Source organism: Ancylobacter amanitiformis, from assembly GCF_030814815.1.
GTDB classification, from domain to species: domain Bacteria; phylum Pseudomonadota; class Alphaproteobacteria; order Rhizobiales; family Xanthobacteraceae; genus Ancylobacter; species Ancylobacter amanitiformis.
Genome location: NZ_JAUSVR010000014.1, coordinates 1 through 14331 on the forward strand (window position 1 = coordinate 1; position 14331 = coordinate 14331).

A 14331-nucleotide genomic window follows, 5' to 3' on the forward strand; every position below is an offset into this window, starting at 1 on the left:
AACGCAACGCCGTCGAGCGCTTCTTCAACAAACTCAAACACTTCAGGGCCGTCGCTACCCGCTATGACAAACGAGACGACAATTTCCTCGCCTCAATCCAACTCGCGTCAATCCGCATCTGGTTGCGGAGTTATGAGTCGGTCTCCTAGGACGGATCGACATTCACCGAAGCCAGATCATGACAGCGGCGAGGTGAATGAAGCCGGTGAAGTGAACGGTCCTGCGGTCGTATCGCGTCGCGAAGCGGCGGAAATGCTTCAGGCGATTGAAGCAGCGCTCGATGCGGTTGCGGAGTTTGTAGGTCGTAGCATCGTGCGGGATGAGGATCTTCCGGGTCCGATTGGATGGGATCACGGCCGCCGCGCCAATTTCGGTCACGCGCCGTCGGAAAGCATTGCTGTCATAGGCTTTGTCGGCAAGAACGGCGCCGCAAGCGAAGCCTTCGACCAGGGCGGGAGCGGCGGTGACATCGCCGACCTGGCCGGCCGTGATGATGAAGCGCACAGGTCGTCCCAGCGCGTCAGCCAGCATGTGGATCTTGGTGGTCAGTCCGCCTCGGGAACGCCCCAGCGCCTGATCCTTAGCCCCCCTTTTCCACTCGCGGCCTGCTGGTGGGCCCGGACAATCGTGCTGTCGATCATCAGATACTGGTTGTCACGATCGGCGGTCAGAGCCTCGAAAACTCGTTCCCACACCCCTGCGTGGCACCACCGGCTGAAGATACACCGGTCAATCGCGCTCCAGATACGCGACGATGCGCTGCCAATCCTACGGCAACTAATCGAGACCTAAGCGTCGCTGGGTACGCGATGTATAATATCGCCAAACCCTTGGGTCTTGTCCCGCTGCTAACAATTTTTTAGCTGCGTCCCGCCTCTCCCTAGCCTCGGTAAGGGAGACGACGGGATAGGATCTGAAGGTCACCATCTTCTGCTTGCCTTCGAAGCGATACTGAAGGCGCCAGTGACGACTGCCGGTTGGGGTGACGAGGAGGTGCAATCCACCCCCATCTGAGAGCTTGCGCGGCTTCGCGCTCGGCTTGGCGTTGCGGACGGCGGCATCTGACAGGGGCATTTTGTTGGTACCCGGCCTGTGAGTTGGTACCGAAGGATGCCAACAAACGTTCCAAAATGCCAACAGGCCCGGCGATACGCGTCAATGCGACGATCGCCGAAAATTCTTTGATTATAGTAGCTTAGCGCACTTCCGGTTACCCCCGGCGGGGAGGAGTGGTGCCAGGGACGTCATCGCTTAATCTATATAGTTATATGATTTTACAAGATTATTTTCATTTAGTTTTGACGCTGGGCCAACAGCAAGGCCAACAAGTGCGATGACTTGGGGAAAACTCGTTAGTTTGGTTCCCGAACAGGGATCCAAAACCGTCACCCACACCATCAAGGCGTCAATGGTCAGTTGGCATGAACCAAACGCCTCCCTTGTAAGAGAGAATCTCGACGTTCAGCAAAACTGCGATCGGCCTTCCCGCTTCATTCAGTTGACCATGGCTGGAGAAGGTCACTTTAAAGATCGTCGGCACCCCCCGACGCTCGGCCTCTCCATCCTGGACGGAGAACCTCGCCCAACGAAATCGGCTCGATGAGGTGTCATCCTGAGGGATCTCAGTTAGCAGATCTTATGCAGCATCAGCTTAATGAAGGATAATATTAACATCGACCGATGAAATACTAGACTTCGTCTTTTAAATTAGCAATCGATGCAGATCCAATTTTTCAACCTAGTGCCGCAGTTCACTAAATCCAGTCAAAGGCTACGATAGCCCAAAGCACCAACATATCTCTGAATCCACATTTTACCCTTAGGATGCGGACCGCGCGCACGAAGCCGAGGGGCGTCAAGACAACCCCGAGATAAGGGACCACAACACCGCAACGGCCATTGACCAATCTAAACAGCCACGGTAATTTGTGTGTACTTTTCTGTACACAGAGGGGATAGGACTTATGAATGCCCTGAGCGACATCGCAGTGTATTTAGAGAACCCACCTACCACAACTGTCATCATCGAGATTGATCCGAAAACAGCAAGGGAGGTTCTCGAAAAGCGCAATAAGGGTAATCGTCCGCCAAAGGCGAACAAAGTAAATCAATTTTCAGGAGATATGAGTTCTGACCGCTGGGGTTTAACTGGAGATACGATAAAATTTGGCACAGACGGCCGCTTGCTTGACGGTCAAAATAGACTTGCAGCATGCATAAAGTCTGGAAAAAACTTCAAAACCCATGTTATATTTGGAATCGATCCAGCTCTTTTTGGCCGAATGGATATCGGAAAACCAAGAAATCCGGCCGACATACTTCATATCGCTGGTTATAAATATGCATCCACATTAGCCGCAGCAATCAGGTGGGCGCACTTACTAGATAACGATCCATACGATCGCTCAACTTTGCAGCCGGACGAGGTCCTCCGCCTAGCGAAAGAAAAATATAATGATATTGAACCTTATTTGAAGTATGGAAGAGATATTAATAGGCAATTTGCGCATCCGGCGGGTCAGCTAGCCGCTTTAATTTATCATTTCTCGAGATCAGATAACAAAAAAGCAATGGATTTTATTAGAGCATGGCTTAAAGGTGATAGGAATGGAAAGTATCAAATCATAGATACAATGCAAGCTCTATTGCACTCGCAAAAGGCAAATAATAATGGCCGAATTCATGAGCTCACTCGAGCCAGCATCATCATAAAGGCTTGGAATATTTTTAAATTGGGGCAGAAAGGGTCTCTGGCTCAGCTCCAGTCTGCCGCAAATACAAAGCTCGAAATTATATCATAGAATAATTAAAAATTTTTCTTATATTTTTATAAAAAACAAATAAGTTGAAATAAATTACATGTACGCTCACGAGTAGGAATCTAATTCGCGACGGGCAATGATTTATGCAGTTTATTTAACGCGAAGAATGGCTTCAGTGAATCGTTTCATAATTTACATAGTATCTAGGTCAATCGACTGATTTTTGGATTTCGCTGTGCGCGGCGCCGCATCCTGCGACAGCCTGCGTACCGTGAGGCCCCCGCATCATTACTAGAAAACCAATGAACAGGCGGAGCAGAAACTATTCCACCTGCCAGGTGCGTTCAGTTCCGTTGACCTCGCACCTCTCCCGTGCCCGCCACCGCGGCGGGTCGGCAACCCATCGGTTGATGTCGGATTCCCGCCAGCCGGCGCCATTGGTGCTGATCCTGAGCTGGGCGGGAAACGTGCCCTCGGCGATCTTGCGATAGATCGTGGAACGGGACAGGCCGGTACGGGCGAGGACGGTCTTCAGGCGGATGATACGCTCTGGTGTCTGCATGGCGGTGCTGCCTCCTGCTGGATGCGCCTGAGGGCGCCTGCGCAAGACAAGGCATCGGGCGGCCAACCGGCAAGGGAATGAACGGCGCCGGTGTGGCATGGCGAACCGGCGGCCGCACATCGGACGGTTTTAGAGCCCGAGGCCACGACTGCGGTCGAAGTCGATGCCGTGACTGCGGGCGAGCTCTCGACCCAGACTGCGGCCGGTGTCAAAACTGATGCCGAGTTCCTTCTTGCGACTGGCGAGCAGGGATTCGAGCTGCGGGTCGCGCTCCAGGCTCCGCGCCATGTCGCCCATCTGGCTGCGGGTTGCCTTGTAGCCGGCGTAGTCGCCTTGCGCGTACTGGTGCTGGAGCTGTCGGTCGAGCTTCTGCCAGCGCTCGACGAAGCGATCGGCGCGGCGCTCCGAATCGGTGCGGATTTCGGTTTCAAGCTGGAGGGCGCGGATGGTGCGATTGAGCTTGCCGTCGGCGGCCTCGTGCACCAGCTCCGGGCTCTTCTCATAGGCCGCTTCCGCATCACGCCAGCCCTGGGGCCGCACCTCGTCGAAGGCCTTGCGGGCATCGGTGAGCTCGCGGATCTGCTCGGGCGTGCCCCGGCCGGTCGGATCGGCCCTGGTGAGGATCGCATCCCACGCCCGGGCATGCCGGACGAGCGCGCGGCTTCGCGCCCGCCGCAGCACTGCCTCCGGATCCTCGGGAGGCTCCTGGGCGAGCGGCTCGGGCTTAGCTCCCGCCTCTTCGCGCAAGGCTGGCGCTTCCCGTGCCGTGTCCACGGACGGCTTTAGGGTGTCGACAAGGTCGCGCAGCTTCTCCGGAACCTTGCGCACGATCTCGACGACACGCTGGCGGAAGGTGATGCCGCGCCGCTCGGCATAGGCCTGTGCCGGGTCGGACCGCGCGTAGTCCGACGCCATGTCCTTGGCCCGGTCGCGTGACAGCGTGCGCACCAGCCGCTCCCCATCCGCGAAGTCGTCGCGGCCATAATGCAGCTCCATGCCGTCGCGATGACGTGACAGCGCGACATAGCTGGAATGGGCATCCATGCCGGGCGTCGCCAGCACATGGGTGCGGTCCACCGTCATGCCCTGTGCCTTGTGGATGGTGGCGGCATAGCCATGGTCGATGCGGCCATAGTCCTTCAAGTCGAAGGCGACGGATCGGCCATCATCAATACGCACGGACATGGACTGTGCGCTGACCTCTTCGATGGTGCCGAGCGTGCCGTTCTTCACCCCGAGGCCGCGCTCGTTCTGCAGAAACATGACCCGGTCGCCACGGGCGAAGGAACGCGCGCCGCGCTCGACGGTGACGCGCACCTCCTCGCCGAGATCGCCGGCCTCCCGCATGCGTTCGCGGGCGGCCTGGTTGAGAGAGCGTACCTCGTCATTGGTGTGAGTGAGGATGATGCGGCTGCGGTCTGGTGCGGCTTGCCGGTCGCGGTCCCAACGCTCGATCAGCTCGCCCCGCGCCTGCTCCCGCGTTTGCGCGGCATGGACCATGCCGCTCCTCTCATAGGCTTGGATGGCCTCGCCGATCCGGCCGGTCGCCAGATCGCGCGTGGCATCGCGCTGCCAGCTCTCGCGCTGGCGGCGTACCTCGCTGATCTCCGCACTGGCGTGACGCTCAACAAGCGAGCGGAACGCGGCGCCGGCCTCGATGGATTGCAGTTGCTGCGGATCGCCGACCAGCACGACCTTGGCGCCGGCATCCGCGGCATGGGAGAGCACGCGCTCCAGCTGGCGCGTGCCGACCATGCCGGCCTCGTCGATCACCAGAACATCGCGTGAGGAGAGCATATCCCGGCTCTGGCTCCAGCCATGTTCCAGGCTGGCGATGGTGCGGGACGCAATGCCCGATCCGCTCTCCAGATTCTCCGCCGCGATGCCGGACAGCGCAACGCCGCGCACCTCCAGGCCGGCCGCCTCCCAGGCCTCGCGCGCGACACCCAGCATGGCGCTCTTCCCCGTCCCGGCATAGCCGACGACAATGCCGAGATCGCGGGTGCCGGTGATGTGCGACAGTGCGTCGGACTGCTCTACCGAAAGGACAAGGCCGCGCTCAACCGTGCGGGCCAAAGCGGCGTCGCGGTCCCTCTCGTTCACGGAATGGCGTTCGCGCTCGGCCATCAGCTCGGCAGCTTTGTGCAGACGCTGTTCGGCCTCGACCATCTGTTGCGTGGTGAAGCGATCCTCGCCGCGTCTATCCTTGCCGAGCTCGACGAGATCGGGCGCGCGGCCGATCGCGCCCATCACCTCGTTGAACTGCTCGATCCCGTCGCTATGGCGATGCGCAAAGCGCGCCATGTCCCGCCGGGTAAATGTCGACTGCTGCTGAGTGATGGCGTCCAGTGCCAGTCCCGGATCGGCGATGATGCGCGCGCCATTGCCGCGCGCGATCTCACGATGAACCTCTGCCCGGTCGGCGGCCTCGATCCCCTCTCCTTCGATGCGTTGCGCGGGCGCGCCGATCTGGCTCTGCGGCTCCAGCGCGATGCCCTGCGCTTCCAGGCTGCGATGATCGATGCGCGCGTCGATGTCGAGTTCAGCGAGGCGCTCATTGGCGAGCACCGCCCAACGTTCGCGCCAGCGCTCCACCATCTCGGTCGCGTTCCACTCCCGCACCTTCGGGCCGAAGCCGTCCTCATCGACCGAGCGCATGGTGAGCATGACATGGGCATGGGGTTTGGCCATGCCGTCCTCGCCCATATCCCAATGCACATTGAGATCGACGACCATCCCGAGATCGACGAACTCCGTCTCAACGAAGTCACGGGCGAGCGCGATGCCCTGCGCCCGGCTCATCTCGCGTGGCAGGGCGAACTCGACCTCGCGGGCGAGCTGGGCGTCCTTGCGTAGCTCGAAGGCTTCGACATCATTCCAGAGCCGCTCGCGGTCGCCCCATATCTCGGGCGCCCCGTCCGGCAGCAGCACCTCGGAATGCACAACGCCGCGCTTACTGGAGAAGTCCTGGACACGGTCGATCCGGTTGTCGCGCAGCCGTGAGGCCGAACGATAGGCCGCGGACGCCACCGCGCTGGAGCCGGCCTTGCGGCCGATGACCTTGACGTGAAGATGATAGATCGCCATCGCGATCCGAACATCACCACGGCGAAGCGCACGTCGGAACGACGTATAAGCGCGCCCTCCCTCGAAAAAATCTCGGGAGCGACGAGCCCATCCCAGTCTGTCCCGACGACATTACGGCCTTCCGCAACCCTCTCAACTATCATTCCTCCATCGATTGCTGATGGAGAGGACGATGCGCAAGCCACGGGACTTCGACGCGGAACTGAAGGCACTTGAAGACAAAGCCAAGGACCTCAAGACCCGCAAGGTGCAACAGCTGGGCGATCTGGTGATTGCCACCGGCGCGGACGCGCTCACCGCCGAGGAACTCGCCGGTGCGCTGCTTGTGCTGGCTGAGACCAAGGACCCCGGACGGAGGGAGGCGTGGGCGCGACGAGGCGCGGCGTTTTTTCAAGGAAGGGCACGTCGATCTTCACCGTCAGCTGACGGCGACCCGGTCAGCCCTCCGCCGCAATCAGACAGCGCGCAACCGCCATCAGGCGGCACGGGCGCGGCATGACATGCGCGACTGGCAGGTGGAGCGCCGCAGGCGCACGCGGCATCTGATCGAGCTCGGTGGGCTCATGGTCAAGTCGGGTGTCGTCGAACTGACCGGCGACGATCGCGCCGTCATCTACGGCGCGCTGCTCTGGGTGGCAGGTAAACTTCAGAGCAAGCATCACAACCGGGCACAGAAGCTCTGGGGTACGATCGGCAGAGGATCGTTCGAGATAAAACGTGGTGTGGATAGAAAGTGACCTTGCTCCCCCCCATCGCTGAGTGGATCGAGATCCGTTCCGATTTTGGTCCACTCGGCACTGTGCTAGAAACTCGTGCGGTGTGAGTACGTCGCGACTCGTGCGGGGGCCTTGATTGTGTCTATTGTCCACTCCTCGATGACATGGCAGCGTGAGCCAGCCCTCAAAGCAGCGTCTAGTTCAAAGTCACTCCGCCCGCACCTTCCTGCCTGATAAACCAAGGGGTACGTAGCGGTTTGTCGGTCGTTAAAGGCCGTTCACGAATTTCCTATTGGGGTGGCACTTCCGCTGTGCACGACCGCGAAATTCGCCGACGCCAATCTTTTTCTCGCTTGAGCAGCAGCCTTCGACCAGCGATACCTTAGGGCACCACATCGTTCGGCGTGGCCGGATCGCTGAACAGATATCTTAGGGGATAGCGAGCTGTGATTTGATGCTCCAAAGATTGAGCGACCAAGTCGAAGGCGCCTACACTTACGACGCTCTAAAGGCCGCGTACGATCGCAACGGCCCGCTTTCTGTCAACTTCCGCGAGATGACCGGCCTAGGATCTGGCGTTGATCGGCTGACGCACCTGTTCCACACCTATCCTGCGAAGCTCCTCCCAGCTATCCCATCCTACTTCCTGTCCTGCGGGCGCTTCGCGACTACCGGCAGCCGTCTGCTTGATCCATTTTGTGGTAGCGGCACTGTTCTGGTTGAAGGATTGGCCACCGGGTGTGAGGTGATCGGATGCGACGTCAATCCACTCGCACGACTGATCACTGCGGCCAAGACGACAGCGGTACCTGCCGCCGCGCTCAATGCCGCTTTTGAGCGATTGCTGGCCCGCCGGCCGCGGTTTGGTTTCGGCCCCCCAACCGGATCGGTACGCATGGAGCGTTGGTTCGCCCTGCCGGTAGCCAAAGAGCTCGATCGATTTGCCGCGGCGCTCGGCGCCATGCCCGACTGCACCGAGAAGACCTTTCTTCAAGCCTGCTTTTCCGCTGTTGTCCGCCGGGTCTGTTTAGCTGATCCGGCGATCTCCGTCCCAGTAAAACTCAATCCCGAGCGCGCGTCGCTTACGTCCGCCCAAAGGGACGATCGACGTCGCTGGTTAGCAGAACGACACAACGCCGACGTTGAAGCGATTTTCCATCAGATCGTCGCGGCGAACGTGCTCCGGATGGGCCGGTTGGAGGCAGTGGCCGGGTCGACCGCAAAGAGCCTTATACTGGACAACGTACGTTCCCTGGATAGCAGCCTTCGAGCCGACCTCGTCATTACCTCGCCCCCGTATGGCAGCGCGCAGAAATATGTGCGATCGAGCAGCCTGTCTCTGATCTGGCTCGGACTCGCGCCCGACGGGCTTCGGGCGATCGAAAAATTGACGATCGGCAGAGAGCATTTCCTCAAAAACGAGGTCGCAAGTGGCCTCCCTGAAGAATCATTGACTTTTGCAGCCGATGCGCTCGAGCGCATCGGCAAAAAGAACGCGACGAGACGGCACATCGCTGCCCAGTTTTTAATCGAAATGCAGAGCGCCCTCGTTGATATCGAAGCCGCAATCCGACCGGGAGGAGTTCTGATCCTCGTGGTGGGCGACAACATCGTGTGTGGCGAACGCTTTGCAACAACGCGCTACCTCGCGGCGATCTGTACGGAACTCGGCTTTGAAATTGAGCTTGAACTCGTCGATAGCATCCGCTCGCGCGGGCTGATCACACGGCGCAACCGTTCTGTCGGCTATATCGCCGAGGAAACAATTTTGGTTTTACGAAAACCGGCGAGCGGCGGCAATGGACGTTGAAGCGCAGTTGCTTCTGAAGATCCGGCGATTGAGCGAGGCGGTTTGGGACAACCGCGCAACCGGTCGCGATGTTGACGCCTGGTTGAAGATTTTTACGAGCAATAGCGCAAACGAGACCACCGATCGAGTTGCGATGTTGAACCTGTTGAGCAATTTCACTTATTTCGGAGTGCACGAAGTTCGAGAGCTTCTGGCCTCACTTTATCACGAGCTTTACCGTCAGCCACTCATACAGCGTATCCGGCAAAGTCTTGTCGACCCACTCGACATTGACGCCATCGAGGATTCCTACGCAGCGCATCTAAAGCGCACGCGTTTTTTGGGTGTTGGAAACCCTTCCGAAAGTGGCCCACACCTGCTTTATTATCTACGACAAGAGGCTGATCTCCCATCCGACCTGTTTATCAATCACTTCGAGCTGCCTGGTTTCGCGGGCGTAGCGGGAGACGTTGATCATTACGTGTTTATCGATGACCTCTGCGGCACTGGCTGCCAAGCCTGCGATTATTCCTCAACAGTCGTCGACACATTACGACGAGCTGCGCCAAAGGCCCAAGTCAGCTACTTTGCTCTAATCGCCACGACTGATGGCTTAAGACATGTTTTGGCTGAGGGCAGGTACACGACTGTCGCCTGCGTCATGGAGCTGGGCGACGACTTCAGATGCTTCTCCGAGAGATCGCGCTTCTGGACCGGCGACGGCGCCTCTGACCTCAAGGCAAGAGCGAAAGATATCTGCCTGCGTCATGGACGGATCCTTTATCCTCCACATCCGCTCGGCTTTGGCGAAGCCGAACTTGCAGTCGGATTTAGCCACAACACCCCAGACGATAGCCTTCCGATTTTCTGGAAACGCCAGAGCGCCGTACTCCCCAATTTCCGACCGTTATTCCGTCGCTACGGGAAGCTGGCCTGATGCGTAACGAAAATCCCTTCGGCATTACTAAGGCGGTCTATCTGACCTCCGAAGAGATTGACCGACTTTGGGTCGAGTCGATCGCTCCGACCAAAGGCACCGCTAAAGGAAAAGACGCTCTGTTCCAGCCGACGTCAGCAATGCCGGTCCTGATTGTTGGCGGCAAGGGAAGTGGTAAGACGCATCTCATGCGCTACTATTCGTACCCCCTGCAGGCTCTTCGACACGCGGAAGCGGGCCTGAGCGCTCTAGACGGCATTCGGCGCGACCGCTATCTCGGCATCTACGTTCTTCTCGGCGCAATGAACGCACAGCGGTTTACCGGCCGGGGTCAACCGCAGGAACGCTGGCAGACGCTGTTTGAATACACCATGGAGCTTTGGCTGGCACGTGAGCTTCTGAGCTTAATCGCAGGACTAGCTGATCCATCGGGCGAAATGGCCGGCGCCGCAGATGCGATCAGCGGCGATCTCTGGGAACTAATCGACGAGCGGCCTCCTGCGCGATTTCGGACACTGGCGGACGTGCTATTGTGGTTGAAAGATGAGCAAAGGGCACTCGATATCGATATGAATAATGTCGTGTTCAACGGCGTTTTCAGCTCACGCATTAAGGTCACCCGAGGCCGTCTTATATTCGGGATTCCTAAAGTTATCGCACGACGTTGTCCATCCTTTAGCGAAGTACGATTCTCTTATCAGCTCGACGAGCTCGAAATGCTTGAGGAAGAGCAACAAGTCTATGTGCAGACATTGATCCGCGAGCGTGAGCATCCTTGTACTTTTCGGATCGGCGCGCGCACCTACGGTATCCGTACTTTCAAGACGCTGGCCGCTGATGAGGAGAACCGCGAGGGTTCTGAGTTTGACAAGGTTCCCCTCGATTCTCGCCTGCGCGAGGTTTGGAAGCGGTTTGCCTATAAGCTCGTCAAGCGAAGGCTGTCGTCGGACGCCGGTGCAAACGAGCTTTCCGACCAAGCGATCCGGGACCTTTTTGAGGACCACTGCTGGACGGCGCGAGACGGCGCATTGCACCGACGGCTAGGATCGCGTCAGCTGGGCACGGGACCACATTTCGAAAAGCTGCTAGATCGATTGATGGACGGACTGAGGACCGGCGCTTCTCCGGGCATTGCAGACGAGAAGCAAGCAAAAGCGGTCATGGCAAAGCTGGCGGTCGATGGCGAGCCGCTTTTGGAAAAGCTCAACATCATGCTGCTGTATCAGCGCTGGTTCAGGCAGGAGGACCTGCCTGCGGCCGCCCGTTCGATCGCCGCATCGTGTCGCGCCTTCCTCGACGATGCAGGCACAGTTCCAGAATACGCACGGCAATTGCAGCATTATCAATCGGATCTCATCGCTCAATTGTTCAGAGAGGCTTCGCTGCCGGTGCCCTATCTCGGCTTCGACGACTTCGTCGCAATGTCAAACGGCCTTCCCCGGTCTCTGATGACTATCCTAAAGGACATTTATACCTGGGCGCTGTATGACGGTTCGGATGAAGAAATTACAAAGCTAACCGACAAGGATCAGATCCGAGGCGTATCTGAAGCCTCGGACTGGTTCTTTGAGGAAATGCGCAAACCAGGCGCGCACGGTTTAGCGCTCCGCATAGCGATCGAGCGCATCGCGCGTCTCTTTGAGATCAACCGGTACGCGGACAAGCCGGTCGAGGTATCGATGATGGCGTTCTCTGTTCCAGAATCGAGTGTCTCGGAGACGACCGCCCATCGGCTGAGGATGGCGGAAGAGCGCTCGTTTCTGATCCGTCTGCCGGATTTCGAGAAAGACCGTAACGGTGGTGAGCGTCGACCAAAGTTCCAGCTAAATGGCATGCTGGCCCCGCGCTTCGGCTTACCAATCGCCCGTCGCGGTGTAGCGCGCTTCGACGCCGCTACGGTCGACCTCATATTCGCGCCGGAAAACGAGGAGGCCTTTAAGGAATTTGCACGTGGGTTCGCGAACAAGATGACCGCCCCCCATTTCGGTCGCAGCCGTAGACGCAAGCAGGACGTCAGATTAAACCTCAATCAGCCAACACTATTTGATTAAAAACATGATTTGCTATGATTATTTTTATAAATATCGTCTCGACCCAGGCGGGAGATGGCCTGGGCATTGGGATTTGTTTATTTCGTCGTGGGACAACTCCAGTCGCGTTCGCTTTGTCTATGACAACATAAGCGCCGAACGAAAGGATTGGTTGATTCACCCTCAGTACCGATTAGGTGACGAGAGTCTCCCAGAAGGCGGGATCGTGCTTGCCACCTCGGAGGACGACGCCATTGTGAGATACCTCGACGGCCTTGAGGCTGATGGCATATCGCTCGCCAGGATATCACTGTGCGTCGACATTACAGGCATGATCCGTCCTCACCTGATGTTCTTGACTAAAATGCTTCGGACCCGGGGCGTGAGGCGTTTCGACGTCATTTATGCGGAGCCGATCTCATACGCCGACCGAGAAAACACGCGGTTCAATGATGGCGACGTACTTCAGACGCGCGAAGTGATTGGCTTTCAGGGTCTCAACACTAGTAGCGAAACACGAGAAGTATTAGTTGTCGCCCCTGGCTTCGACGATTTCTCGCTGAAAGAGGTCATGAGCGACAAGGAGGGCGCCACGCTCGTGGAAATTTTCGGCCTGCCGTCATTGCAGGCTGACATGTACCAGCTGAATGTTCTGAAAGCGCACTCTAACGCCCCGCGGCGGGGAAGGGGGCTGCACTCGCGGCGCTTCGCATCGGCTTCGGATCCCTTCGCCGTTGCGAGCGAGCTAAGCCGGGTACGCGAACAGTTAGAACTAGAAATGGCGAACCGCTTTTATTTCTCTCCATTGTCGACCAAGGCTCAGGCGCTCGGCTTTGCTCTTTTTTACATGGCAGAATGTGAGAACACGCCAGCCAGCATTATTTATCCTTATACCGCATCCTATGCACCCGGCACTGGAAGCGGTGTGTCGGGAGCCTGGAGATATGTAATCGATTTCGAACTGCTCGATCGACTCGTCTCGCGGGCGTCTGATCCTCAGGCCCATCCGCGGCTCTCAACCTAACGCTTCGGTCTGTGCAGCGTCAGGCCGCTCGGCGTCCGCCGCTGTTGCCTGTACTTCGGTGCTGCCCGCTTGGCCGATTGCAGCGAGCGCTGGCCCGACAATTCCCTCACCATAGTCTCGAACGAGCCTACGAACGATAAGTATCGCCTTTGCCTGCGCCGGTAGAGCAAGGTCCTGAAGTTCGGCGACATCGGCAAGTTCCGTCAGCCCGGGCCCGGCAAGCCGCCAGCATGCTTCCGGAAGCGACGCAACGATCAGAGCATCGTCGGCCCGCGCTACGGAGCTCAGGAGCTCAAGATCGAGCGGCGGCAGTCCTGTGATTGTCGCGCCGAGCGAAGAGATCGCAGTTTCGAGCACACTTTTGCCCACCACATTCAGCAGGATCAACCCAAGCACATTGCACTTGGCTTCATCGCTCATGCCGGGCGCTTCGCCAAGCTGCCGGACTTCGTCTCCAATCTCCGCCTTTTCGGCGTCAGAGACGTTCTGCATTAGGTTGAAACACAGAAGCGGCAACGCTTCCTTGGCCCTTTCAAATACGACACCCTTCATAAGCCGCGATACATCAAGCGCGCGCGGCGCCGCGCGTTCCCTGTCATAACGCCGATCGAGAGCCTGCAGGAAAGTTTCGAGGATCAGGTTGGGGCCGACAGAGATGTCCGACGACCCGACCCTCACGTTGAACAGCCCGGCCCGGAAGAACGCCATCGCACCTAGCCCGGCAACCATCACCCGATAGGCGTTGATCTGAGCTTGCTCCTGAGCCCCAAACGTAACGTCGAAAGTGTCGAGCAAGAGAAGTGCAAGCAACGCCGCGCCTGCATTGAGACCAACATAAGTCAAAGCGGCACGACTCTTCAACGTTGCGAACGGTTGATCTTTGTAGCGAGCGATCAATTCGGTCGCACCGAACACGGCTCCGATCAATGCCACCAGCGCCCAAGGAGCTGCGGTTGCGAGCACCTCCCATCCCCACTCCAGCCCAGAGCACGTACTCATCTAACATGACGCCAGTCAGCGTTACGCGATCGCCAGATACGCAAGCTCGTGCGCGCGCTGACCTGCGGGTGACAGAATGTATCGTACATTGCTGGGCGAAGGATCTCGTGGCACAATCAAGCCAAGATTCTCCAGAGCCCCTAGCGATTCAGCCACTTCCACGACATTCGCGCCGATCGCTTCTGCGATCTCCTTGGCCGCTGCACCGGCACCGTGCGCCTTCGACATTTCGGCCAGAATGCGTCCGGGCAGCGCCGACGCGCTCTGGCTAGGCTTGCCACGACGCGCGCTGTCGTAAAAGGCGCCAGACCCGGCAAACCTGAGCTCGTTCGGCATCAATCGTCTCCTTTCAGAGGAAACCCACCGCGAGAGCGGCAATCATTGCACAATATGATGAGCGTAGAGGCCTTCGCAAGCGAACGCAC

General features: G+C 58.3%; 12 protein-coding genes and 2 pseudogenes. 8 read left to right on the forward strand and 6 right to left on the reverse strand.

The window, feature by feature from the left end:
- Nucleotides 1–149 (forward strand): annotated as a pseudogene (locus QOZ99_RS17225) (IS5/IS1182 family transposase); the annotation flags it as partial.
- Nucleotides 150–162: 13 nt separating this feature from the next.
- On the opposite strand, the pseudogene QOZ99_RS17230 reads toward QOZ99_RS17225, so the two are convergent.
- Nucleotides 163–597: pseudogene (locus QOZ99_RS17230) on the reverse strand (IS5 family transposase); the annotation flags it as partial.
- A gap of 180 nt (nucleotides 598–777) precedes the next feature.
- Nucleotides 778–1074 (reverse strand): Arm DNA-binding domain-containing protein, encoded by a 297-nt coding sequence (locus QOZ99_RS17235; protein WP_306891241.1) that lies wholly within the window; start codon nucleotides 1072–1074, stop codon nucleotides 778–780.
- Nucleotides 1075–1964: 890 nt separating this feature from the next.
- Between QOZ99_RS17235 and QOZ99_RS17240 the strand changes: the two genes are divergently transcribed.
- The gene (locus QOZ99_RS17240; protein ID WP_306891242.1) at nucleotides 1965–2801 is read left to right on the forward strand and encodes a hypothetical protein; all 837 of its coding nucleotides are present in this window, start codon (nucleotides 1965–1967) and stop codon (nucleotides 2799–2801) included.
- Between the two features lie 283 nt (nucleotides 2802–3084).
- Here the strand turns inward: QOZ99_RS17240 and QOZ99_RS17245 are convergent, their stop codons facing one another.
- Nucleotides 3085–3324: a helix-turn-helix transcriptional regulator gene (locus QOZ99_RS17245; protein WP_306891243.1), complete on the reverse strand. Its 240-nt coding sequence runs from the start codon at nucleotides 3322–3324 to the stop codon at nucleotides 3085–3087.
- A 129-nt stretch (nucleotides 3325–3453) separates the two neighbouring features.
- Complete coding sequence (traA, locus tag QOZ99_RS17250) at nucleotides 3454–6411, reverse strand: Ti-type conjugative transfer relaxase TraA (RefSeq protein WP_306891244.1); 2958 nt, start codon at nucleotides 6409–6411, stop codon at nucleotides 3454–3456.
- A gap of 172 nt (nucleotides 6412–6583) precedes the next feature.
- On the opposite strand from traA, the gene QOZ99_RS17255 reads away from it, so the two are divergent.
- The 6 genes from QOZ99_RS17255 (at nucleotide 6584) to QOZ99_RS17280 (ending at nucleotide 12907) form a co-directional block, all read left to right on the forward strand.
- Nucleotides 6584–6910 carry a conjugal transfer protein TraD gene (locus QOZ99_RS17255; protein WP_306891245.1) on the forward strand — a complete coding sequence of 109 codons (327 nt, stop codon included), beginning with the start codon at nucleotides 6584–6586 and terminating at the stop codon, nucleotides 6908–6910.
- Between the two features lies 1 nt (nucleotide 6911).
- Nucleotides 6912–7148, forward strand: a complete 237-nt coding sequence (locus QOZ99_RS17260) for a conjugal transfer protein TraD (RefSeq protein ID WP_306891246.1) — start codon at nucleotides 6912–6914, stop codon at nucleotides 7146–7148.
- 445 nt (nucleotides 7149–7593) lie between these two features.
- Nucleotides 7594–8937, forward strand: a complete 1344-nt coding sequence (locus QOZ99_RS17265) for a TRM11 family methyltransferase (RefSeq protein ID WP_306891247.1) — start codon at nucleotides 7594–7596, stop codon at nucleotides 8935–8937.
- Nucleotides 8927–9853: a phosphoribosyltransferase-like protein gene (locus QOZ99_RS17270; RefSeq protein ID WP_306891248.1), complete on the forward strand. Its 927-nt coding sequence runs from the start codon at nucleotides 8927–8929 to the stop codon at nucleotides 9851–9853. Before QOZ99_RS17265 ends, QOZ99_RS17270 begins: the two co-directional genes overlap by 11 nt.
- Entirely contained in the window at nucleotides 9853–11904 is a 2052-nt protein-coding gene (locus tag QOZ99_RS17275; RefSeq protein WP_306891249.1) for an ORC-CDC6 family AAA ATPase, read from the forward strand. The genes QOZ99_RS17270 and QOZ99_RS17275 overlap by 1 nt, the downstream gene beginning before the upstream one ends.
- A 4-nt stretch (nucleotides 11905–11908) precedes the next feature.
- On the forward strand, nucleotides 11909–12907 hold the full coding sequence (locus QOZ99_RS17280) for a hypothetical protein (protein WP_306891250.1): 999 nt from the start codon (nucleotides 11909–11911) through the stop codon (nucleotides 12905–12907).
- Here the strand turns inward: QOZ99_RS17280 and QOZ99_RS17285 are convergent.
- Entirely contained in the window at nucleotides 12899–13870 is a 972-nt protein-coding gene (locus tag QOZ99_RS17285) for a hypothetical protein (protein ID WP_306891251.1), read from the reverse strand. The genes QOZ99_RS17280 and QOZ99_RS17285 overlap by 9 nt on opposite strands.
- 57 nt (nucleotides 13871–13927) lie before the next feature.
- On the reverse strand, nucleotides 13928–14242 hold the full coding sequence (locus QOZ99_RS17290; protein ID WP_306891252.1) for a hypothetical protein: 315 nt from the start codon (nucleotides 14240–14242) through the stop codon (nucleotides 13928–13930).
- Nucleotides 14243–14331: the final 89 nt, after the last annotated feature.